This window comes from Enterobacter cloacae complex sp. ECL72, from assembly GCF_019056635.1.
In the GTDB taxonomy this organism is placed as follows: domain Bacteria; phylum Pseudomonadota; class Gammaproteobacteria; order Enterobacterales; family Enterobacteriaceae; genus Enterobacter; species Enterobacter hormaechei_C.
In genome coordinates this window covers 378280-400386 of record NZ_CP077659.1, presented here as the reverse complement: position 1 = coordinate 400386, position 22107 = coordinate 378280, and the positions used below count along the sequence as shown (strand labels likewise).

Here is a 22107-nt window from a genome sequence, read left to right as displayed (position 1 = left end):
CAGCCTGTTCCAATCGTCGAAATGGAACCGTAACAACATGCGTACTAGCCAATATCTGCTCTCCACTCTGAAGGAGACACCTGCCGACGCCGAGGTGATCAGCCACCAGCTGATGCTGCGCGCCGGGATGATCCGCAAGCTGGCCTCCGGGTTATACACCTGGCTGCCGACCGGCGTGCGCGTCCTGAAAAAAGTCGAAAACATCGTGCGTGAAGAGATGAACAACGCCGGTGCTATCGAGGTGTTAATGCCGGTCGTTCAGCCCTCTGAACTGTGGCAGGAGAGCGGTCGCTGGGAGCAGTACGGTCCTGAACTGCTGCGTATTGCCGATCGTGGCGATCGTCCATTCGTTCTCGGTCCAACGCATGAAGAAGTGATCACCGATCTGATCCGTAACGAGCTGAGCTCTTACAAACAGCTGCCGCTGAACTTCTTCCAGATCCAGACTAAGTTCCGTGACGAAGTGCGTCCACGCTTTGGCGTCATGCGTTCTCGCGAGTTCCTGATGAAAGATGCTTACTCTTTCCATACTTCTCAGGAATCGCTGCAAGAGACCTACGACAAAATGTACGCGGCCTACAGCAAAATCTTCTCCCGCATGGGGCTGGATTTCCGTGCTGTACAGGCTGATACCGGTTCAATCGGCGGTAGCGCCTCCCATGAATTCCAGGTTCTGGCGCAGAGCGGCGAAGACGATGTGATCTTCTCTGACTCCTCTGATTACGCCGCGAACATCGAATTTGCAGAAGCGCTGGCACCAAAAGAACCACGCGGCGCGGCAACGCAAGAGATGACGCTGGTTGATACGCCAAACGCGAAAACTATCGCCGAGCTGGTTGAGCAGTTTACTCTGCCGATCGAAAAAACCGTGAAAACCCTGCTGGTGAAATCGGCTGAAGGTAGCGCTTATCCACTGGTTGCCCTGCTGGTACGAGGCGATCACGAGCTGAACGAAGTGAAAGCCGAGAAGCTGCCGCAGGTTGCCAGCCCGCTGACCTTCGCAACGGAAGCGGAGATCCGCGCCGTTGTGAATGCAGGTCCTGGTTCTCTGGGTCCGGTGAACATGCCTGTTCCGGTGGTCATTGACCGCACCGTTGCGGCGATGAGCGACTTCGCTGCGGGCGCAAACATCGACGGTAAACACTACTTCGGCATCAACTGGGATCGTGACGTGGCGACGCCGGAAGTGGCTGACATCCGTAACGTGGTCGCAGGCGATCCAAGCCCGGACGGCAAGGGTACCCTGATGATCAAACGCGGTATCGAAGTAGGCCACATCTTCCAGCTGGGCGATAAGTACTCGCGCGCAATGAACGCTGCCGTTCAGGGCGAAGATGGCCGTAACCAGGTTCTGACCATGGGCTGCTACGGCATTGGCGTAACGCGCGTTGTTGCTGCCGCTATCGAGCAGAACTATGACGAACGCGGAATCGTCTGGCCGGATAACATCGCGCCGTTCCAGGTGGCGATCCTGCCAATGAACATGCACAAGTCTTACCGCGTGCAGGAGCTGGCTGAGAAACTCTACGCTGAGCTGAGCGCGAAAGGTATCGACGTGCTGATGGATGACCGTAAAGAGCGTCCTGGCGTGATGTTTGCTGACATGGAACTGATCGGTATTCCACACACCATCGTCATTGGCGACCGTAACCTCGACAGCGACGAGATTGAATACAAATACCGTCGCACCGGCGAAAAACAGATGATCAAGACGGGCGATATTCTTGATTACCTGGTGAAAGCCATCAAAGGTTAAGAAACAAAAAACCCCGCCAGTGCGGGGTTTTTTAATGGCTATATCTTATTTGCTTTCGCAGTCTTTCCCCGCAGCAAACTTCGCGTCTTTATCTGCCACCAGCGTTTTCACCAGCTCGCCGCTATCCGGGTTTGGCTCCAGCGTAAAGTGCCCTTCAACCGTCAGCAACACTGGCTTACTGTCGTTGCCGCGCGCGACGGCATAGTCTCGCTCCAGCTGGGCATTGTTCGCCACGCTGACTTTCTTCCCGGTTGCACAGTCAGTGAAGATCGCCGCATCCGCCATGTAGAAATACATCCCTCGCATCGCCATTGGGGTGGCTGGCAGGGTCGCTTTTACCGGGGCCAACGTGTAGTTGAACTGGGATTCAATCGGATTACCTTCGCGATCGAGCATCTCCATCCCCTCGCCTTTGGCGCGGAAGAAGGTTTTATCGCCCGTGGTATCCGTCAATACCAGCTTCTCAGCCGTACGCGCCCATGTTCCGTAAGATGCAAAAGAAGACGGTTCTTTCGCCCCCTGGTAACGCTGGTTCATGACCCAGGTGCCATCTTTTTGCAGAAACAGAGAGGTTTCGATGCCCTCGCAATCTGCACACGGTAATACGCCGCGCCAGCTTTGCTGCATCGGCTTTAATTCTTCATTTTGCGTTGGCTGTAGTACCTGCGTTTCTGAACGGTTATTACAGCCAAAAAGCGCGAACAGGCTTGTCACGGCCAGCGCTGATAATAATGCTTTTTTCACAATACTTTCCTTATGAAAAAGGGTATCCCTTTCGTCACATTATGGGTGACGGACTTTGCCACGCAGTGATTTTACGGTGGATTTCTGCGCCTTCGATGACAACCGACGTTCTTTCGATGCCCGCGTTGGACGTGTTGCCCGGCGACTTTTTTGTACAGCCGTCAGCTCTTTGATGACCGCGACCAGCCGGGCTATTGCCGCTTCCCGGTTAAGCTCCTGGCTGCGATACTCCTGCGCTTTAATCACCATCACACCCTCGCTGGTGATCAGGTGATGGCTGGCGGCAAGCAGGCTTTCTTTATAATACTCTGGCAGGCTGGAGGCCCGAATGTCAAAGCGCAAATGGATAGCCGTTGAGGCCTTGTTAACGTGCTGTCCCCCTGCTCCCTGGGCCCGGATGGCGGTGCTCTCCAGCTCGTTATCAGGGATGCTGACGTTTCGGGACAATACAATCATGATGCGGGCTGCCAGGCTGTGAGATGAATTTCCAGATTATTCTGAGAATCGGAAAGCCAGATGGCGCCGTCCTGAATCGTCGCCTGTAGCGCCATCGTCCGGCTGGCGAACGCACTCAGCTGCGCCAGCTGTTCATCATCCAGATACCAGACGGTAAGATTTTTGAACAGCGCACATTTATTTTTATTTTGTTGCCACCAGATCTCCGCCGCTCGCTGGTTGTAGGCAAACAACGCCACTTCAGCAGACTGGGTGCAGGCCTTTTTGATCCGGCGTTCATCCGGCAGGCCAAGCTCAATCCATAAATCGATACCCAGATGATCGTTGCGCAGCCAGGCTTCCGGTTCATCTTCCGCGCTTAAACCACGGGTAAATTGCAGACGCTCGTCGGCATACTTAATCCACGCCAGCAGGCGCAGCATCATGCGCTCCTGGGTTTCAGAAGGATGACGCGCCAGCGTCAATGACGCATTCAGAAACTGGTTACGGTCAAGATCCGCCACATTGACCACAGCTTTATAAATTGTCGCTTTCAGCGCCATGAGAGAACTCCTTTCGAATCAGGCGTACATTGTAGCGAAAACCGCGGCAAAAGGCTGTTACGAGGTGGTGGCGCCCTCTTATCAAGGCGCTGATATTGCTTAAATGAGTATGGTATAGTCACCTTGCTAAACCGAGTTTAACTTCGTAGGCTTAATGATATCTCACAGTAAGTCAGTACGCTGGCAGGAGGTGATGTGAATAATTATTGTGAGTTGATTCGCAGACGGTATGCGGAGATCGCCAGCGGAGATCTGGGGTACATTCCGGATGCGTTGGGCTGTGTATTGAACGTGCTAAATGAAGTGGCCTCTGATGAGAGCCTTTCTGAATCGGTCAGGGAAAAAGCAGCGTATGCTGCGGCGAATTTACTGGTGAGCGATTATGTCGATGAATGATACCTATCAACCCATCAATTGTGATGACTATGACAACCTCGAACTCGCCTGCCAGCATCATTTAATACTGACGCTGGAGCTAAAAGATGGCGAAGTGCTAAAGGCAAAGGCCAGCGATCTGGTTTCCCGTAAAAATGTGGAATACCTGGTTGTGGAAGATGCAGGTGCAACGCGTGAGCTACGCCTCGACAAAATTGCCAGTTTCAGCCATCCGGAAATCGGCACCGTTGTGGTGAGCGAATCCTGATAACCAACGGGCAGCCAGGCTGCCCGTTACGCTTTCCATTCAAAATTAACACCCGCTTCAGCCCACCCCTCTTCAGTGATGAACACCTCTGCCGCCGCGATGAGCGTGTCGCCGTAAAACAGAAGCGGCGTGGTATCACGTCGCCAGGGCGGAACGTTCTGTTCCTGCCAGATTTTCTTCAGCTTACGCCCGCCGTTACGACCGACGATATGCAGCATGCCGCTGGTCCTGAAGCGTATGGTAACGTTCTCGTCCGGCTCAGGTAGACGCACATTGCCCGAATGGCTTAACGCAACGACACCGGCATTCATCGGTAGCGTTAATGCTTTTTCCGGCGACGGCCAGTCGAGCACAACGTCAGCCAGCGACGGCACAGATTTCACCCACCAGAGTTGCCCTTTATAGCGCCTGACGTCATAACCATTCAGGTGTATACACGGGGCGGCATCTTCCCTCGCCTGTGCAACTTCCTCCCAGATACGGTTGAGCATCGCCCGGGACGGCATAACCGCACGGTGGTAAGCCAGCCAGCGACGAATCAGAGCAGCCCGACGCAGAGGGCTCATCACTTTCAATGGCGCAATGTTCAGGGCACCGTCAGCGGTAATCAGCGTATCCAGCTCCTCGCTCAGCAACTCATCCAGCAAGCTTTCCTGTTCAGCACACAGCATGGCGCTTCTGGCCACCGCTTCGGAAAAATGGGCCCAGCGCTCACTCAGCAGCGGTAAGACGCGCAGGCGCAGGAAGTTACGGTCGTAGCTGTCGTCCTGATTGCTCTCGTCTTCAATCCAGCACAGATGATGCTGCTGCGCCCAGGCTTCCAGTGATGCGCGCGTCTCACCCAGTAGTGGGCGGATGAGCTCTGTTTCAGCAAAATCAGCGCGCTCAGGCATGGCAGATAACCCCGCAGGCCCGCTGCCCCTCTTGAGCGCCAGTAAAAACGTCTCGCACTGGTCGTCCAGATGCTGCGCGGTGACCAACGCTTCCCCTTGCTGTAATGCGCCGGAAAACGCGGCGTAGCGGGCTTTCCGCGCCTGCGCCTCAATACCCAGCCCCTCATCCTCAAGCGTGACGCGTTCAACGATCAGCGGGATTGCCCACCCTGAGCACACCGCTTCGCAGTGCGCCACCCAGTCGTCGGCATGGGGGCTTAAGCCGTGATGGATATGCATCGCCCGCAGCTGGACGTCAGGCTCACGGTCGCGCCAGAGCTTAAGGCGGTGCAGCAAAACGGTGGAATCCAGGCCACCGCTGAACCCCACCAGCAGCTGGCGATAGGGTGAAACGGCGTGCGCGATAGCGGGTAAGGTCATAGGAAATTACACATAAAAAATGCCCGAACTGAACGGGCATTATCACACATGACGGCGATTACTGCTGGTAAAGCTCCAGCGGCAGCCCGTCCGGATCGTTGAAAAAAGTGAAACGTTTATCGGTAAAGGGATCGACACGAATCGCTTCGCAGGCCACGCCGTGGGCTTCCAGATGTTTTACCGCGCTGTCCAGGTCATCGACGCTGAAGGCCAGGTGGCGCAGGCCGCAGGCTTCCGGGCGTGAAGGACGCGCTGGCGGGAAAGGAAAAGAGAACAGTTCAATCACATATTGTCCGTTTAACGCCAGATCGCCTTTCCAGGAGTCGCGCTCCTCACGGTAAGCCTCGCTCAACAGCGTAAAGCCGAGAACGTCGCAGTAGAATGCCTTACTTTTCGCGTAATCGGTGGCAATGATCGCAATATGATGAACCGCTTTTAAACCCAGCATAGTTTCTCCTTTTTATGATGCTCTGAACGTTACAACCGACAACCCGCCCCTGGCAAGCAGACCCTTTTATTTTAGGACTCTCACCCAGTACACGCCGTTATCATCGCGTTTCGCGCCATGAATGTCCGTTTCAAAGCCCGGATAGTGGCGCCCTACCGAACAGAGCATCAGCAGGAAATCGAGCACCGCCCGGCTCTCCTCGGTGATCATTTCACCCGGCATCAGCAGCGGCACGCCCGGCGGATAAGGCAGGATCATGTTGGCCGATACCCGCCCGACCAGGTTCTCCAGCTCAACGGTTTCAACCTCCCCTTTCACCTGGCGCTGCCACGCCCTGTGCGGCGTCAGCTTCATTTCAGGCAGAACATCAAATGCCTGCAACATCAGGCGCGGCAGATCGTGCTGGCGGATCAGCCTGTGGATCCCCTGGGCCAGATCCTGAATACGCATATTGCGATAGAAGTCAGGATCTTCCGCGTAGAGATCCGGCAGCATATTCTTCACCCGCAGGTTCAGATCATATGCACGCTTAAACTCCATCAGTCCGCGCAACAGCCCCATCGCGCGGGTTTTATCGATCCCGATGCTGAACAGGAACAGCAAATTATAGGGGCCGGTTTTCTCCACCACCACGCCGCGCTCATCAAGGAACTTCGCCACCAGCGCAGCCGGGATCCCTTCCTCACCCATCACGCCCTGCTCATCCATGCCCGGCGTCAGGATCGTCACCTTAACCGGATCGAGGAACATGTGGTCCGCATCGGCATCCCGAAAACCGTGCCAGCTCTCCCCCGGCGCGACGGGCCAGCATTCTGCCTCATCAATCTCTTCCGGCTGCCAGATATCAAAGAACCAGCCGTCCGCTTCATCTTTAAGCCGCTGAACCTCTTTTCGGAAATGCAGCGCCCGTTCCACCGAACGATTGATCAGGCGTTTACCCGGATTACCGCGCAGCATCGCCGCCGCCGTTTCGATGGACGCCACCAGCGGGTAGCTCGGCGACGTGGTCGTGTGCATCATAAAGGCTTCGTTGAAGGTGTCCTCGTCGTACTCGCCCTTGATGTGAATAAGAGACGCCTGGGAAAACGCGGCCAGCATTTTGTGCGTCGACTGCGTTTCGAAGAACACCTTGCCCGGCACCCGCTCGCCGCTCATCCCACTTTTACCCGAGTAAATCGGGTGGAAATTGGTGTAAGGCACCCACGCGGAGTCAAAGTGGATCGACGGCACGTCGAGCGTCTGCTTGATCCAGTTCGTGTTGTAAAGCAGCCCGTCATAGGTGGAGTTGGTGATCACCGCGTGCACAGGCCAGCTTGCCTCGGGGATCGCTGCGATCTTATTTTCAATGGCTTCATGCGCGAATTCACGGCGAGGAATGCCGCCGAGAATACCCAGCGCATTACGCGTAGGCGACAGCCAGAGCGGCACCACGTCGCTCATCATCAGCAAATGCGCCAGTGATTTATGGCAGTTGCGGTCAATCAGCAGCGTACTGCCGGCAGGCGCGGCGTACATCCCGACGATTTTGTTCGAGGTTGAGGTACCGTTGGTCACCATGTAGCTTTGCTCGGCGCCAAAGGTCCGGGCGATGTACTCTTCGGCTTCCAGATGCGGGCCGGTATGATCCAGCAGAGAGCCTAACTCGGTGACCGAAATCGACACATCCGCCTTCAGCGTGTTACCGCCGAAGAAATCGTAGAACAGACATCCCACCGGGCTTTTTTGATAGGCTGTTCCCGCCATGTGGCCTGGCGTACAGAAGGTGTACTTCCCTTCATTCACATAGGTGAACAGCGCGCGCGTGAACGGCGGTGTGATGTTATCGAGGTATTCACCGGTGTACTGCTGAATGCGGGTCGCAATGTCCTCGGCAACGCCGAGTGAGTATTCGAAGAACCATAGTGCCATACGCATATCATGCGCGCTCACGTCCATGGTCGAGTGAGTGTTGATAAACGCGTACAGCGGAAGATATTCGTTGAGCTTATTGATATCGCTGCACAACTCCATGTCGTATTCGTCCCAGTCGAATATCACGCCACAGATGCGCGGATTGTGTTCGATAAATTTCAGCAGGTCGGCGCTGTTTTGCGGCCAGATCAGCTGGTATCCGCGTGCTTTGAGGGCTTGCTCCAGCTCCTTGATGGGTTCGTCTTTATAAAAGACGCCGTGTGGCCCCATGATGGCAATGATGTTCATGGTTTACCTCCTTGAAAAACATCAGATAAGCATAGTTAAGGTAAACGGCAGGTATAAAAAAAGCCGCAACAATGTGCGGCTTTTAGGATAATTGTGAGGCTTACGCGTAACCGTAGGTCATCAGACGCTGATAACGACGGTTGAGCAGATCTTCTGTGCTCAGCACGTCCAGGTCCGCCAGATCTGCCAGCAGCTGCGCTTTCAGGGAAGCAGCCATCACTTCCGGCTTACGATGCGCGCCACCCAGCGGTTCAGGGATAACGGTGTCGATCAGCTTCAGCTCTTTCAGACGTGGGGCAATGATGCCCATCGCTTCAGCAGCCAGCGGCGCTTTATCGGCACTTTTCCACAGAATGGAGGCACAGCCTTCCGGAGAGATAACGGAATAGGTACTGTACTGTAGCATATTCACTTTATCGCCCACGCCAATTGCCAGCGCACCGCCGGACCCACCTTCACCGATAACGGTACAGATGACCGGCACTTTCAGGCGAGACATCTCACGCAGGTTGCGTGCGATGGCTTCAGACTGACCGCGCTCTTCAGCGCCAACACCCGGGTAAGCACCCGGCGTGTCGATGAAGGTGATGATAGGCATATTGAAACGCTCAGCCATCTCCATCAGACGCAGGGCCTTACGGTAGCCTTCTGGCGCTGGCATACCGAAGTTACGACGGATTTTCTCTTTGGTTTCACGGCCTTTCTGATGACCAATAATCATCACCGGACGTCCATCCAGACGCGCGATACCGCCGACGATAGCTTTATCGTCAGCGTATGCGCGGTCGCCTGCCAGTTCGTCAAATTCGTCAAACGCCAGGCGGACATAATCCAGGGTGTACGGACGCTGTGGATGACGCGCCAGCTGGGCGATCTGCCATGCGCCGAGATCGGCAAAGATTTTGCGCGTCAGTTCTACGCTTTTTTCGCGCAGACGATGCACTTCTTCGTCGATGTTAATATCCAGTTTTTCATCCTGACGGCTCACGGCTGTCAGAGAATCGATTTTCGCTTCCAGCTCTGCAATCGGCTGTTCGAAATCAAGGAAATTCAGACTCATAGTATTCCTGTATTAGTCAAACTCCAGTTCCACCTGCTCCGAACCAATGAGGCCACGGAGATCGTTCAGTAAACGATCGCTCGGAGAGACACGCCACGTTGCACCAAAGCGCAACCGCGCACGTGCATCCGCCCTCTGATAGTAGAGATGTACTGGAATGGTCCCCGAGCGGTGGGGTTCCAGAGACTGACGGAGTCGGTTTAAAAGCTGGTCATCAATTTGCCTGTCCGTCAGCGAGATAGCAAGCCCGCGAGCATATTTTTCCCGGGCTTCGTCAATGTCCATCACTTCGCGGGCGGTCATTTTAAGCCCCCCGCTGAAGTCATCAAAGCTGACCTGTCCGCTGACGATAAGTATGCGGTCTTTTTCCAGCAATTGCTGGTATTTATCCAGCGCGTCGGTGAACAACATCACCTCCAGACGCCCGGAACGGTCATCCAGGGTACAGATGCCGATACGATTGCCGCGCTTGGTGACCATTACCCTTGCAGCAATCACGAGCCCCGCAGCCGTGGTGATTTTACCACGTTCTGTCGGATGCATGTCTTTAAGCCTGTGGCCGCCGACATAGCGCTCAATTTCTTTCAGATACTGGTTGATCGGGTGCCCCGTCAGGTACAGGCCTAACGTCTCACGCTCCCCATCCAGCACCACCTGTTCTGGCCAGGGCTGGCAGTTGGAATAAGACTGCTCAATCTGCTCTGGCTCTTCCGCCAGCACGCCGAACATATCCGCCTGGCCAATGGCTTCCGCTTTCGCGTGCTGATCGGCTGCTTTCAGCGCATCGCCGAGCGAGTTCATCAGCGCGGCGCGGTGTGGCCCCAGCCGGTCAAACGCGCCGGACATGATCAGTTTTTCCAGCACCCGGCGGTTCAGTTTTTTGGTATCGGTGCGGGCGCACAGATCGAACAGCTCGCGGAAATAGCCGCCGTTGTTACGCGCTTCGATGATCGCCTCGATCGGCCCCTCACCTACGCCCTTGATCGCGCCGATCCCATAGACGATTTCCCCGTCATCGTTAACGTGGAAATGGTACAGGCCAGAGTTAATATCCGGCGGCAGGATCTTCAGCCCCATGCGCCAGCACTCGTCCACCAGACCAACCACCTTCTCGGTGTTGTCCATATCGGCGGTCATTACCGCCGCCATAAATTCAGCGGGATAGTGAGCCTTCAGCCACAGCGTTTGATACGAAACCAAAGCATAGGCGGCGGAGTGGGATTTGTTAAATCCGTACCCGGCGAATTTCTCCACCAGGTCGAAGATTTTCATCGCCAGTTCGCCATCGACGCCGTTTTTCTTCGCCCCATCCTCAAAGATGGAACGCTGCTTGGCCATCTCTTCCGGCTTTTTCTTACCCATCGCACGACGCAGCATGTCTGCGCCGCCAAGGGTATAACCAGAAAGCACCTGGGCGATCTGCATGACTTGTTCCTGATACAGGATGATGCCATAGGTTGGCTCCAGTACCGGTTTCAGGCTTTCATGCTGCCACTGCACGTCCGGGTAGGAAATCTCTTCGCGCCCGTGTTTACGGTCGATAAAGTTATCTACCATCCCCGACTGCAACGGCCCCGGACGGAACAGGGCCACCAGCGCGATCATATCTTCGAAGCAGTCTGGTTGCAGACGCTTAATCAAATCTTTCATGCCGCGGGATTCAAGCTGGAAGACGGCTGTCGTCTCCGAGCGTTGCAGCATGTCGAAACTTTTCTTGTCATCAAGCGGGATAGCCGCGATATCCAGCGGAGGCTCGCCGTTCTTCTCGCGACGGGCGTTGATCATCTCCAGGGCCCAGTTGATGATGGTCAGCGTACGCAGGCCGAGGAAGTCGAACTTCACCAGCCCGGCGTATTCTACGTCGTTCTTGTCGAACTGGGTGACCGGATGCTGGCCCGCTTCATCGCAGTACAGCGGCGCAAAGTCGGTGATTTTGGTCGGGGCGATAACCACACCCCCCGCATGCTTACCGGCGTTACGCGTGACGCCTTCCAGCTTGCGCGCCATGTCGATCAGCGCTTTGACCTCTTCGTCGGCTTCGTAGATTTCCGGCAGCTGAGGTTCAGCTTCAAAGGCTTTCGCCAGAGTCATGCCCGGATCGGGCGGCACCAGCTTAGAGATACGATCGACAAAACCGTACGGGTGGCCCAGAACGCGGCCCACATCGCGGATAACCGCTTTCGCGGCCATCGTACCGAAGGTGATGATCTGCGAAACCGCATCACGACCATACATATCGGCCACGTGCTCAATCACCTGGTCGCGTTTTTCCATGCAGAAGTCGACGTCAAAGTCGGGCATGGAGACACGTTCCGGGTTGAGGAAACGTTCGAACAGCAGGTCAAATTCCAGCGGATCGAGATCGGTAATTTTCAGGGCATACGCCACCAGCGAGCCGGCACCAGAACCACGGCCCGGACCTACCGGCACGCCGTTATCCTTCGACCACTGGATGAACTCCATCACGATTAGGAAGTAGCCTGGGAACCCCATCTGGTTGATCACCTGGAGTTCAATATCCAGGCGCTCGTCATATTCAGGACGTTTCTCTTTACGGACCGCTTCATCCGGGAAGAGGAATTCCAGACGCTCTTCCAGACCCTCTTTCGATTTCATGACCAGGAAATCTTCGGTGGTCATGTCTCCCGTCGGGAACTGCGGCAGGAAGTATTCGCCGAGACGCACGGTGACGTTACAGCGCTTGGCAATCTCTACGCTGTTTTCCAGCGCTTCCGGGATGTCCGAGAAGAGCTCACACATCTCCTCTTCGCTGCGCATGTACTGCTGCGATGAGTAGTTGCGCGGACGTTTCGGATCGTCGAGGGTGAAGCCGTCGTGGATGGCGACGCGAATTTCATGCGCGTCAAAATCACCCGCCTCAAGGAAGCGCACATCGTTGGTGGCCACCACAGGCAGGCCACGCGCTTCCGCCAGGGCGACGGCCGCATGCAGGTAGCTCTCTTCATCCACACGCCCGGTACGGATCAGCTCCAGGTAATAACGATCCGGGAAATACTCTTCGTAGAACGAGACGCACTGATCCACCAGCGCGTTATTACCGCGTAGCAGACATTTGCCGACATCTCCCATACGGCCACCGGAGATCAGCAGCAAACCTTCGTTCAGCTCCGCCAGCCAGTCGCGGTCAATCCATGGACCCAGTGCGCCGTAACCGCGCTGGTAGGCTTTTGAGATCAGCAGAGTGAGGTTCTGATAACCCGTGTTATCCATGGCTAACACGGAAATTTGCGTCATCTCATCGCCGAGCAGGTCGCTCTGCACATGAAAATCCGCGCCGACGATGGGCTTTAATCCTGCGCCATGCGCCGTTCCGTAGAACTTCACCAGGCCACACAGGTTGGTAAAATCGGTGATCGCCAGCGCAGGCATGCCAAGCGAGGCCGCCTTTTTTACCAGCGGCCCGGTCTTTGCCAGCCCATCGATCATGGAGTAGTCGCTATGCACCCGCAGGTGTACGAAACGTGGTTCAGCCATCTTCAGATCCCGCGTTACTTAATTGCTTGCGTCTTGATTCAGGACACCAGTCCCAGCGCGCGTTTCACCGGGCCAAAGCTGCGCCGATGATGTTCAGTTGCGCCATGTTCAGCCAGCTTTTCCAGATGGAAAGCCGTTGGATATCCCTTGTGCTGGGCGAAACCATACGCGGGATAAGTGAGGTCCAGCGCGGCCATTTCGGCATCGCGCGTCACTTTGGCAATGATTGACGCCGCACTGATTTCTGCGACGCGGCTATCGCCTTTAACAACAGCCATGGAAGGCATCGGCAGCGCCGGGCAACGGTTACCGTCGATCAGCACATACTCAGGCACAATCTTCAGGCCAGCGACGGCACGCTGCATCGCCAGCATGGTGGCGTGCAGAATGTTCAGATCGTCGATCTCATCCGGCTCTGCGCGCCCGAGACTCCAGGCCAGCGCCTTTTCTTTAATTTCATCGAACAGCGCCAGGCGACGCTTTTCACTCAGTTTTTTCGAGTCGTTCAGGCCAACGATCGGGCGGGCTGGATCGAGGATCACCGCCGCGGTCACAACGGCACCCACTAACGGGCCACGACCGACTTCATCCACACCGGCAACGAGGTGGGTATGGGGATAAATAAATTCCATCATTGTGCTAACTCCAGCACCGCATCGGCCGCCTGCTCATCAGCATTACAGCGGATCAGTTGATGCAGTTCACAGAAGGTATCATGCATCTGGTGGCTGGTTTTACCGTTGGCCAGCAGCGGCAGTAATGCATCAGCCAGCGCCTGCGGCTGGCATTCATCCTGCAAGAGCTCTTTCACCAGCTCGCGACCCGCAAGCAGGTTTGGCAGGGATACGTAATCTGTTTTTACCAGACGTTTTGCCAGCCAGAAGGTAAACGGCTTCATGCGATAACCGACCACCATTGGGCATTTTGCCAGCATACACTCCAGCGCAGCCGTGCCGGAAGCCAGTAGTGCGGCATCGCTCGCAAACATGGCTTGCCGCCCTTTCCCGTCCAGCAGGCGGACGTGAAGATCCGGGGCGACGTCGGCTTTGATACGCTCAAACTGCTCGCGGCGTTTGGCATTCACCAGCGGCACGACCACTTCAAGATCGGGATAAGTCTTGCGAAGAATTTGCGCCGTTTTCAGGAAATCGGCACTGAGCATTTCAACTTCCGCACCCCGGCTCCCTGGCAGCAGCGCCAGACAGTGCACATCATGCGGGATGCCCAGTTCGTCACGCGCCGCGTTTTTATCCGGATCCAGCGGCATGGCATCCGCCATGGTATGACCGATAAAACGGCACGGGACATTAAATCTGTCGTAAAACGCTTTTTCGAAAGGCAGAAAAGCCAGCACCAGATTAGTGGATCGTCCGATTTTGAAAACGCGTTTCTGTCGCCACGCCCACACGGACGGACTGACGTAATGGATAGTTTTGATCCCCTGCTTTTTCAGGTTCCCTTCAAGGGTAATATTGAAATCAGGCGCATCAATGCCGACAAATACATCGGGCTTAAGGTCGGTAAAGCGGCGGGTAAGGTCGGCGCGAATATGCAGCAGGCGACGCAAGCGTCCCAACACCTCGACGATGCCCATCACAGCCAGCTCTTCCATTTCATACCAGGCTTCACAGCCTTCGGCCTGCATCAGCGGCCCAGCCACGCCCACAAAGCGGGCATTGGGTACACGGGCTTTAAGCGCGCGGATAAGACCTGCACCAAGAATATCGCCGGAGGTTTCTCCGGCGACCAGGGCGATGGTAAGCGGACGACTGTCGACCATTAACGAATCAGACCACGGGTTGAACGTTCAAAGAATTCCATGAACGTTTTCACTTCAGGGTGCTTATTCGCCAGCTCGGCAATTTCCGGCTTAGCCTCTTCCAGCGTTTTACCGCTACGGTACAGCAGTTTGTACGCGTTGCGGATGGCAGTAATCGCTTCGCGACTAAAACCACGACGCTTGAGACCTTCGATGTTCACGCCAAACGGCGTGGCATGGTTGCCCTGCGCAATCACAAACGGTGGGACGTCCTGCGCCACACCGGAGCATCCGCCGACCATCACGTGTGCACCAATGATGCAGAACTGATGGACTGCGGTCATGCCGCCAATAATGGCGAAATCATCAACCGATACGTGTCCCGCCAGCGTTGCGTTGTTGGCGAGAATACAGCGGCTACCCACGGTACAGTCGTGCGCAATATGCGCATTAACCATAAACAGGTTGTCGCTGCCCACCTTCGTCAATCCACCGCCTTGCGTTGTACCACGATGAATGGTGACGCTTTCGCGAATGCGGTTACGATCGCCGATTTCCACGCGGGTCGGTTCGCCAGCATACTTGAGATCCTGGTTAACTTCGCCGATGGAGGCGAACTGATAGATCTCATTGTTGCAGCCAATGGTGGTATGACCATTCACGACAACGTGAGATTTCAGTACTGTACCCTCACCAATTTCGACATGGGGTCCAACAATACAAAACGGGCCAATGTGGACGTTGGCACCAATGATGGCACCCGTTTCCACAATGGCGGTAGGATGAATAAAGGCGGATTTATCAATCACGTATCAGGCCTCCCGGCTACGCGCACACATCATTGTCGCTTCGCAAACAACTTTGCCGTCAACCATAGCTACGCCTTTGAAGCGAGTCAGGCCGCGACGCGTTTTTTCAAAAGTGACTTCCATGATCATTTGATCACCAGGCACGACCGGACGCTTGAAGCGCGCTTCATCGATACCCGCGAAGTAATAGAGTTCACCCGGTTCCAGTTTACCTACGCTTTTAAACGCCAGAATACCGGTAGCCTGTGCCATCGCTTCCAGGATCAATACACCCGGGAAGATAGGCTTACCAGGGAAGTGCCCCTGGAAGAACGGCTCGTTAACGGAGACATTTTTCACTGCGCGCAGAAAACGACCTTCTTCAAAATCCAGCACACGGTCTACCAGTAAAAACGGATAGCGGTGCGGCAGAAGTTCTAAAATCTCTTCAATATGCAGAGTATGAGTGTCAGTAGTCAAAATACTCTTCCTGTCAAATGTACTAAGTAGCAATAATAACACGGCCTGCCGGTTTATAAACAAAGCCGACAGGCCGGGAAATTTAGCGTTAAACGGATGAACGCTTAGTCTTGTTGATCGATTTTGCGCTCAATCGCTTTGAGTCGCTTGCTCATATCATCAATATTCATCACCAGTGCAGCTGTTTTACGCCAGACCTTGTTCGGTTGCAGCGGAATACCTGAGGAATAAACGCCAGGCTCAGTGATTGGACGCATCACCATACCCATCCCCGTCACCGTGACTTTGTCGCATATTTCCATATGGCCATTGATCACGCTGGCACCGCCAATCATGCAGTAACGGCCAATTTTCAGGCTGCCTGCCATGATAACACCACCCGCAACTGCGGTATTGTCGCCAATCACAACGTTATGTGCAATCTGGCACTGGTTGTCTATGATAACACCGTTACCAATAATGGTGTCGTCAAGCGCACCGCGGTCGATAGTTGTGCAAGCGCCGATCTCCACACGATCGCCGATAATCACGCGACCCAGCTGAGGGATCTTAACCCAGTTACCCCGATCGTTGGCGTAACCAAATCCGTCAGAACCAATCACCGTGCTGGACTGAACGAGACAATTCTCGCCAATCTCAACCTCATGGTAGACAGAGACATTGGCCCACAGACGAGACCCTGCGCCAATTTTCGTATTTTTTCCAACAAAGCAGCCAGGGCCAATCACCACGTTATCACCCAAAACAACGCCGGATTCGATAACGGCGTTTGCGCCGACTGATACGTTGTTACCCAGCTGAGCCGTCGGATCAATCGCAGCACTGGCTGCAATGTTCTGTGCCGGCTGCGGCGTGGTATCAAGAATTTGGGCCATGCGTGCATAGGTCAGGTAGGGATTTTTCACTACCAGTGCAGCGCTAGTGGCAAACGGAAGATCGTCCTGCGTCAGCACAACGGCAGACGCCTGGCACTGGGCCAGGTGTTCACGGTACTTAGGGCTTACCATGAAGGTAATAGTGCCTGCTTTAGCAGATTGCATGGACGCAACAGCGGTGATGACGATATCGCCATCACCGTGTAATTCTGCATCCAACTGCTGAGCTAAATCAGCCAGTCGAATTGAAGGCATTACTTATTTAACCTGTTTCAGAACATCAGCGGTGATGTCTTTAACATCGCTGCTGTTGAATGCAACGGCGTTCGCATCAACAACCAGATCGATGCTCTGATCGGCTGCTACTGCTTTAACGGCAGACTGAATACGCGTCACCAGTTTGCCACGCTCTTCGTTAGAACGACGCTGACGATCCTGCTCGAAAGCCTGTGCTTTCTGAGAGAAGGTCTGGCGCTGAGACATGACGTCTTTTTCCAGTTTGCTGCGCTCGCTCGCTTTCATGGTAGAACCATCACGCTGAAGACGCTGCATCTTGGACTGAAGATCACCTTCCATACGTTGCAGTTCGCTCGCACGGCCTTTGAATTCGTTTTCCAGCGTTGCAGAAACACCGGTTTTCTGTGCAACCTGCTGGAACAAATTACCCATGTTGACGATTGCAATTTTATCCGCTGCCTGAGCAGAAGTTGCCATCGCTAAACCGAGACCTGCAGCTAATAACCACTTTTTCACAATTAACTCCTTACCATCCCATTGGCACCCGAGGGGTACCGTTCTTTGCGTGGCAAGGCGACCGTGTTACCGATCGCCGGTTGTCAGCGCTACACTGCCAACGCATTCCATTGCAGCGGATTATTACCAGGTTTTACCAATGTTAAACTGGAACTGCTCCGCTTTGTCTCCATCGTATTTCTTAAACGGCTGGGCGTAAGAGAAGACCAACGGCCCCAGCGGTGACATCCATTGTAATGCGATACCTGCGGACATGCGAATGTTGCTCGGATCGCTGTAGTCCGGAACCCCCGCCGCACGCATCTGGGCGGTGTTCTCCCAGTTGGTGTCCCACACCGTACCTGCATCCATAAAGAAGGAGGTACGCACGGAGTTCGCATACTTATCACTGATAAACGGCGTAGGCGTGATGAACTCGAGGCTCGCCACGGCCATAGCGTTACCACCTACTGCGTCATCAGAGCTACATACTTGCTTAGGATCACGGCTTGCGCAGTTATCTTCGTCATTACCGCCGTAATAAACCGCTTTCGGACCAATGTTATTGGACTGGAAGCCACGCACGGTGCTTGAACCACCGGCGTAGAAGTTTTCATAGAACGGCAGTTCTTTGCTTCCAATACCGTCACCATAACCCCAACGGGTACGACCCAGAACAACCCACTTGTGATCTTCATCAATTGGGAAGTAGGACGCCGTATCCAGCGTGACCTTGTAGAACTCGTTATCCGAGCCCGGGATAGTCACTTTACCGTTCAGGTTGACGCGTGAACCTTCCGTCGGGAAGTAGCCACGGTCAAGACGGTTGTAGGTCCAACCGTAGTTGAAGGTGAAGTCATCCGCGGCGAAACCGTTATCATCGCTGGACGTACTCGCCGACTGACCGATGGAGTCCAGGTAACGCCACATCGCCACCTGCGGTTGCATGTTGGACAGGTCGTTATGCACGTACCCTAAACCTGCGCGCAAGGTGTTGTATTCGTTAACCGGGAAGCCAAGCGTACCATCCAGACCGTAACTCTTGTTGGTATACGAGGAGAGGTCCGCATCGTCCGCTTTAAAGTCGTTATAGAAGATACGACCGCCCAGGCTTACACCGTCAACGGTGAAGTATGGGTTGGTAACGGAGAACTCAGAGTAGGTCTGGTAGTCGTTTTTCGTCCCGTTGATACCGACAGAGTAGCCCGTACCCAGCCAGTTATCCTGCTGAACACCGACCTGGAAGCTCACGCCACTTTCAGTACCGTAACCAATACCGAAGTTGAAGCTACCGGTATTACGTTCTTTAACTTTATAAACAACATCAACCTGATCCGGACGACCTGGTACACGCTGAGTATCGGTATCGACCGTTTCGAAGTAGCCCAGACGGTTCAGACGCTCTTTACCCTGATCTACCAGATCGCTTCCCAGCCATGCCCCTTCCATCTGGCGCATTTCACGGCGCAGAACGGAGTCTTTAGAGGTATCGTTACCTTCGAAGCGGATCTTACGCACGTAGAAGCGGTTGCCCGCATCAACGTTAACGTGCAGCTTAACGGTTTTATCCGTGTCGTTAATTTCCGGCTGCGTTTGCACACGCGGATACGCATAACCATAACGGCCGAGCAGCTTCTTAATGCTGTCTTCCATTTTGGTGACTTTAGATCCGCTGTACAGATCGCCCGGCTGAATTTTGGTCAGAGATTCAATTTCAGCTGAATGTCCTGCCAGGTTGCCGCTGACTTCAACACCCGAAAGCGTGTACTTATCGCCTTCTGTGATGTTAACGGTAATGTAGATACCTTTCTTGTCCGGAGTCAGACTCACCTGAGTTGAATCGATGTTGAAACGGGCGTAACCGCGATCCAGATAGTAGCTGCGCAGGGTTTCAAGGTCACCCGCCAGTTTCTGTTTCTGGTATTTACGATCGCCTACCACGTTCCACCACGGCACTTCGTCACGCAGCTGGAAGTTGGAGATCAGTTCGTCGGTGCTGAACGCGTGGTTACCCACGATGTTGATCTGCTGGATCTTCGCAGAAACACCTTCCTGGAAGACCAGTTTCAGGTCAACACGGTTACGTGGCAGCGGTGTAACAACCGCTTTAACGCTCGCGCTGTATTTACCGACGCTGTAGTAGAAATCTTCCAGACCTTTTTCAATGTCTGCAAGGGTTGTGCGGTCCAGAGATTCCCCCACACGAACACCCGATGCCTCAAGGTTCTGCTTGAGCATGTCGTCTTTCACCGATTTGTTACCGGAGAAAGTGATGCTGGCAATCGTTGGACGTTCTTTTACCTGAACCACCAGCGTATCACCATCGCGCAGGACGCGGACATCCTCAAAGTTGCCAGTGGCAAACAGAGCACGGATGGTGTTACTGATATCTTCATCATTAACCGTATCGCCGGGGCGCACAGGCATACTGAGGAGGGCCGCACCAACGGCGACACGCTGAAGGCCTTCGAAATGAATATCTTTCACTACGAACCCGTCAGCACCGTATACGGTCGCGCTGCTAAACAGCAGCGACGCTATGAGCAACTTTTTCATCGCCATCGTTATTATGCGTTCTTCCTAACTAACTCTCTTACAACCGAGAGAAATCATTGAAAAGTGCAAGCCCCATTAACAGCACCAGCAAAATCGAGCCAATGCGATAACTAAAGTCTTGAACTCGCTCGGATACCGGTCCGCCTTTTAGCTTTTCAATCGCTAAAAACAGCAGATGGCCCCCATCTAATACGGGAAGCGGGAACAGGTTGATTATCCCCAGGTTCACGCTAATCAGCGCAAGGAACATGAGATAGTAAATCACCCCGAACTCCGCTGACATCCCAGCCCCCTGAGCAATCGAAATTGGCCCACTGAGGTTGTTCAGTTTCACATCACCGGTTATCAATTTCCCCAACATGTTGACCGTAAGCTTCATCAGCTGCCATGTTTTATCCGTGGCCTCAACGATGGCGCTAAACGGCCCATACTGGCGTATTGTCTTGTACTCATCTGGCAGTGGGATCACTTTCGGCACAACGCCTGCAAACCCTTCCGCCTTACCGCCGCCCGATTTGGTATCCGGGGTGAGAGTCAGTGAGAGCGAACTCCCCTGCCTTTCCACTTCCAGCGCGAGCGGCTTGCCTGGATTATCGCGCACCAGAGTAACAAAGGTCATCCATTGTGTTAATGGCTGACCATCGACTTTAACGATCCTGTCACCCGCTTGTAAACCTGCTTTACTCGCTGCCGATTTGGCCTGTACTTCGGCTAATACCGGCTCGATCTGCGCGCCGCGCGGTCGAATCCCGAGTGCGGCGACAGGGTCCTCTTTGTCTGGCTCAAAGCGCCAGTGGCGTAAATCCAGCACTTTTTCCTGCCGCTGGTCGGAACCAAATGGCGATACGCTGACGGTTGTCTGCTCATCACCAATTTTGGCAACCAGTTGTAACCTCACGGCATCCCAATCAGGGGTTTCGATACCATCAATCGCTTTAAGTTCCATTCCCGGTGTAATTTGCGCCGTTGCCGCAATAGAACCCGTAGTGATTTCGCCCACGACCGGGCGCACGCCAGGCACGCCGATGATAAACACCAGCCAGTAAGCGAAGATAGCGAAGATGAAATTGGCTACCGGGCCGGCAGCGATGATGGCAGCACGTTGTCCAACAGTTTTATTGTTAAACGCGCTATGGCGAAGTTCCGGGGCGACAGGCTCAACGCGTTCGTCGAGCATTTTGACATAGCCGCCCAGGGGAATCAGAGCAATGACAAACTCGGTGCCATGCTTATCGGTGCGCTTCCAGAGCGATTTGCCAAAGCCAATCGAGAATCGCTCCACCCGCACACCACAGCGCCGGGCAACCCAGAAATGGCCAAATTCATGCACGGTAATCAGTACACCCAGTGCAACAATGAACGCCGCCAGATTCCAGAGAATGCTCAGCATAAAACCTTCCGTTATATCGTCCCAAACACCAGTAAAAGCAGGCAAGCAAATACGGGAACAGCCGCGGTAAGGCTGTCAATGCGATCCAGTATTCCGCCATGTCCTGGAATCAGGTGACCACTGTCCTTAATCCCTGCTTCACGCTTAAACATACTCTCGGTTAAATCACCCAGCACCGATGCCAGCGCCGCGAAAATCGAACATACCAGCAGCGTGGAGGGGGCAACCTCAAGATTCGCCCAGACGCCATAGCCCCAGGAGATAATCGCTGCCGTAAACAGGCCGCCGATGAAGCCTTGCCAGGTTTTGCCCGGAGAAACCTTTGGCGCCAGTTTATGTTTGCCGAACAGTTTACCAAACATATAGGCCCCGGAGTCAGCCCCCCAGACGAGAATCATCACATAAAGCAGCCATATCGCGCCGCTGTAGTGGTTTTCGTCATAGTGCCAGGCGCGCAACGCAACCATCCCCCAGAAAAACGGAACAATCGTGAGCAGACCAAAAATAAGGCGCAACACTTTAGAGTTGCGCCAGATCGCCGCAGAGCCCGGATAGAAAAGCACTAAAACAAGCGCAGCAATCCACCAGGCCAGCGATATCCATAAGGATCCGGCAACCAGCGGCTGGTGAACATCATGATGATATTCAGGCAAGGTATACAGCATCAGGGCCAGTAAAAAACCACAGAGTACCGCCAGCCATACCCGCTGAGTGCGCGAGGTAAAGCCGCTAAGCTGCCCCCATTCCCACGCGGCGAGCATACACACCACCAGCGTAACAATAGCGAATCCCACCGGAGGCAGTAAAAACAGCGCTGCGATGACGACGGGTATTAATACAAAAGCGGAAATCAGGCGATACTTCAGCAAAA

The 22107-nt window shown here is 54.4% G+C and carries 20 protein-coding genes; 3 read left to right on the top strand and 17 right to left on the bottom strand.

The window, feature by feature from the left end:
• Window positions 1-37: 37 nt before the first annotated feature.
• Window positions 38-1756 (top strand): proline--tRNA ligase, encoded by a 1719-nt coding sequence (gene proS, locus KTH07_RS01860; RefSeq protein WP_023295954.1) that lies wholly within the window; start codon window positions 38-40, stop codon window positions 1754-1756.
• Window positions 1757-1801: 45 nt separating this feature from the next.
• Here proS and nlpE read toward each other — a convergent pair whose 3' ends face one another.
• From nlpE to KTH07_RS01845, 3 genes are read right to left on the bottom strand one after another with little or no spacing between them, the layout of a single operon-like run.
• A complete protein-coding gene (nlpE, locus tag KTH07_RS01855; protein WP_017383734.1) occupies window positions 1802-2500 on the bottom strand; it encodes an envelope stress response activation lipoprotein NlpE in 699 nt (232 codons plus the stop codon).
• A gap of 39 nt (window positions 2501-2539) precedes the next feature.
• Entirely contained in the window at window positions 2540-2956 is a 417-nt protein-coding gene (gene arfB, locus KTH07_RS01850) for an alternative ribosome rescue aminoacyl-tRNA hydrolase ArfB (protein WP_023303111.1), read from the bottom strand.
• Complete coding sequence (locus KTH07_RS01845) at window positions 2953-3498, bottom strand: YaeQ family protein (RefSeq protein WP_063162022.1); 546 nt, start codon at window positions 3496-3498, stop codon at window positions 2953-2955. Before KTH07_RS01845 ends, arfB begins: the two co-directional genes overlap by 4 nt.
• Before the next feature lie 195 nt (window positions 3499-3693).
• Here KTH07_RS01845 and KTH07_RS01840 point away from each other — a divergent pair, with 195 nt between their 5' ends.
• Complete coding sequence (locus tag KTH07_RS01840) at window positions 3694-3894, top strand: YaeP family protein (protein WP_003856146.1); 201 nt, start codon at window positions 3694-3696, stop codon at window positions 3892-3894.
• On the top strand, window positions 3881-4141 hold the full coding sequence (gene rof, locus KTH07_RS01835; RefSeq protein WP_003856148.1) for a Rho-binding antiterminator: 261 nt from the start codon (window positions 3881-3883) through the stop codon (window positions 4139-4141). The genes KTH07_RS01840 and rof overlap by 14 nt, the downstream gene beginning before the upstream one ends.
• A 26-nt stretch (window positions 4142-4167) precedes the next feature.
• Here the strand turns inward: rof and tilS are convergent, their stop codons facing one another.
• The 14 genes from tilS to cdsA form a co-directional block, all read right to left on the bottom strand.
• Window positions 4168-5454, bottom strand: coding sequence for a tRNA lysidine(34) synthetase TilS (tilS, locus tag KTH07_RS01830; RefSeq protein WP_017383736.1), 1287 nt, complete (start codon window positions 5452-5454; stop codon window positions 4168-4170).
• Window positions 5455-5512: 58 nt separating this feature from the next.
• Window positions 5513-5902 carry a VOC family protein gene (locus tag KTH07_RS01825; protein ID WP_003856151.1) on the bottom strand — a complete coding sequence of 130 codons (390 nt, stop codon included), beginning with the start codon at window positions 5900-5902 and terminating at the stop codon, window positions 5513-5515.
• 66 nt (window positions 5903-5968) lie between these two features.
• Complete coding sequence (locus tag KTH07_RS01820) at window positions 5969-8101, bottom strand: lysine decarboxylase LdcC (protein ID WP_015572729.1); 2133 nt, start codon at window positions 8099-8101, stop codon at window positions 5969-5971.
• 100 nt (window positions 8102-8201) lie between these two features.
• Entirely contained in the window at window positions 8202-9161 is a 960-nt protein-coding gene (gene accA, locus KTH07_RS01815; protein ID WP_003856154.1) for an acetyl-CoA carboxylase carboxyl transferase subunit alpha, read from the bottom strand.
• A 12-nt stretch (window positions 9162-9173) separates the two neighbouring features.
• Window positions 9174-12656 (bottom strand): DNA polymerase III subunit alpha, encoded by a 3483-nt coding sequence (gene dnaE, locus KTH07_RS01810; RefSeq protein WP_023303110.1) that lies wholly within the window; start codon window positions 12654-12656, stop codon window positions 9174-9176.
• Between the two features lie 38 nt (window positions 12657-12694).
• Window positions 12695-13291: a ribonuclease HII gene (gene rnhB / locus KTH07_RS01805; RefSeq protein WP_015572727.1), complete on the bottom strand. Its 597-nt coding sequence runs from the start codon at window positions 13289-13291 to the stop codon at window positions 12695-12697.
• Complete coding sequence (gene lpxB / locus KTH07_RS01800; RefSeq protein ID WP_075606852.1) at window positions 13288-14436, bottom strand: lipid-A-disaccharide synthase; 1149 nt, start codon at window positions 14434-14436, stop codon at window positions 13288-13290. Before lpxB ends, rnhB begins: the two co-directional genes overlap by 4 nt.
• Window positions 14436-15224 carry an acyl-ACP--UDP-N-acetylglucosamine O-acyltransferase gene (lpxA, locus tag KTH07_RS01795; protein WP_003856164.1) on the bottom strand — a complete coding sequence of 263 codons (789 nt, stop codon included), beginning with the start codon at window positions 15222-15224 and terminating at the stop codon, window positions 14436-14438. The genes lpxB and lpxA overlap by 1 nt, the downstream gene beginning before the upstream one ends.
• A 3-nt stretch (window positions 15225-15227) precedes the next feature.
• On the bottom strand, window positions 15228-15683 hold the full coding sequence (gene fabZ / locus KTH07_RS01790) for a 3-hydroxyacyl-ACP dehydratase FabZ (protein ID WP_003856165.1): 456 nt from the start codon (window positions 15681-15683) through the stop codon (window positions 15228-15230).
• A gap of 104 nt (window positions 15684-15787) precedes the next feature.
• On the bottom strand, window positions 15788-16813 hold the full coding sequence (lpxD, locus tag KTH07_RS01785; RefSeq protein WP_015572726.1) for a UDP-3-O-(3-hydroxymyristoyl)glucosamine N-acyltransferase: 1026 nt from the start codon (window positions 16811-16813) through the stop codon (window positions 15788-15790).
• Between the two features lie 3 nt (window positions 16814-16816).
• Entirely contained in the window at window positions 16817-17311 is a 495-nt protein-coding gene (gene skp / locus KTH07_RS01780; protein ID WP_006810039.1) for a molecular chaperone Skp, read from the bottom strand.
• Between the two features lie 123 nt (window positions 17312-17434).
• Window positions 17435-19852 (bottom strand): outer membrane protein assembly factor BamA, encoded by a 2418-nt coding sequence (gene bamA, locus KTH07_RS01775; protein ID WP_003856172.1) that lies wholly within the window; start codon window positions 19850-19852, stop codon window positions 17435-17437.
• A gap of 31 nt (window positions 19853-19883) precedes the next feature.
• Window positions 19884-21236: a sigma E protease regulator RseP gene (gene rseP, locus KTH07_RS01770; protein ID WP_023303108.1), complete on the bottom strand. Its 1353-nt coding sequence runs from the start codon at window positions 21234-21236 to the stop codon at window positions 19884-19886.
• A gap of 11 nt (window positions 21237-21247) precedes the next feature.
• Window positions 21248-22105 (bottom strand): phosphatidate cytidylyltransferase, encoded by an 858-nt coding sequence (gene cdsA / locus KTH07_RS01765; RefSeq protein ID WP_003856175.1) that lies wholly within the window; start codon window positions 22103-22105, stop codon window positions 21248-21250.
• Between the last annotated feature and the right edge of the window lie 2 nt (window positions 22106-22107).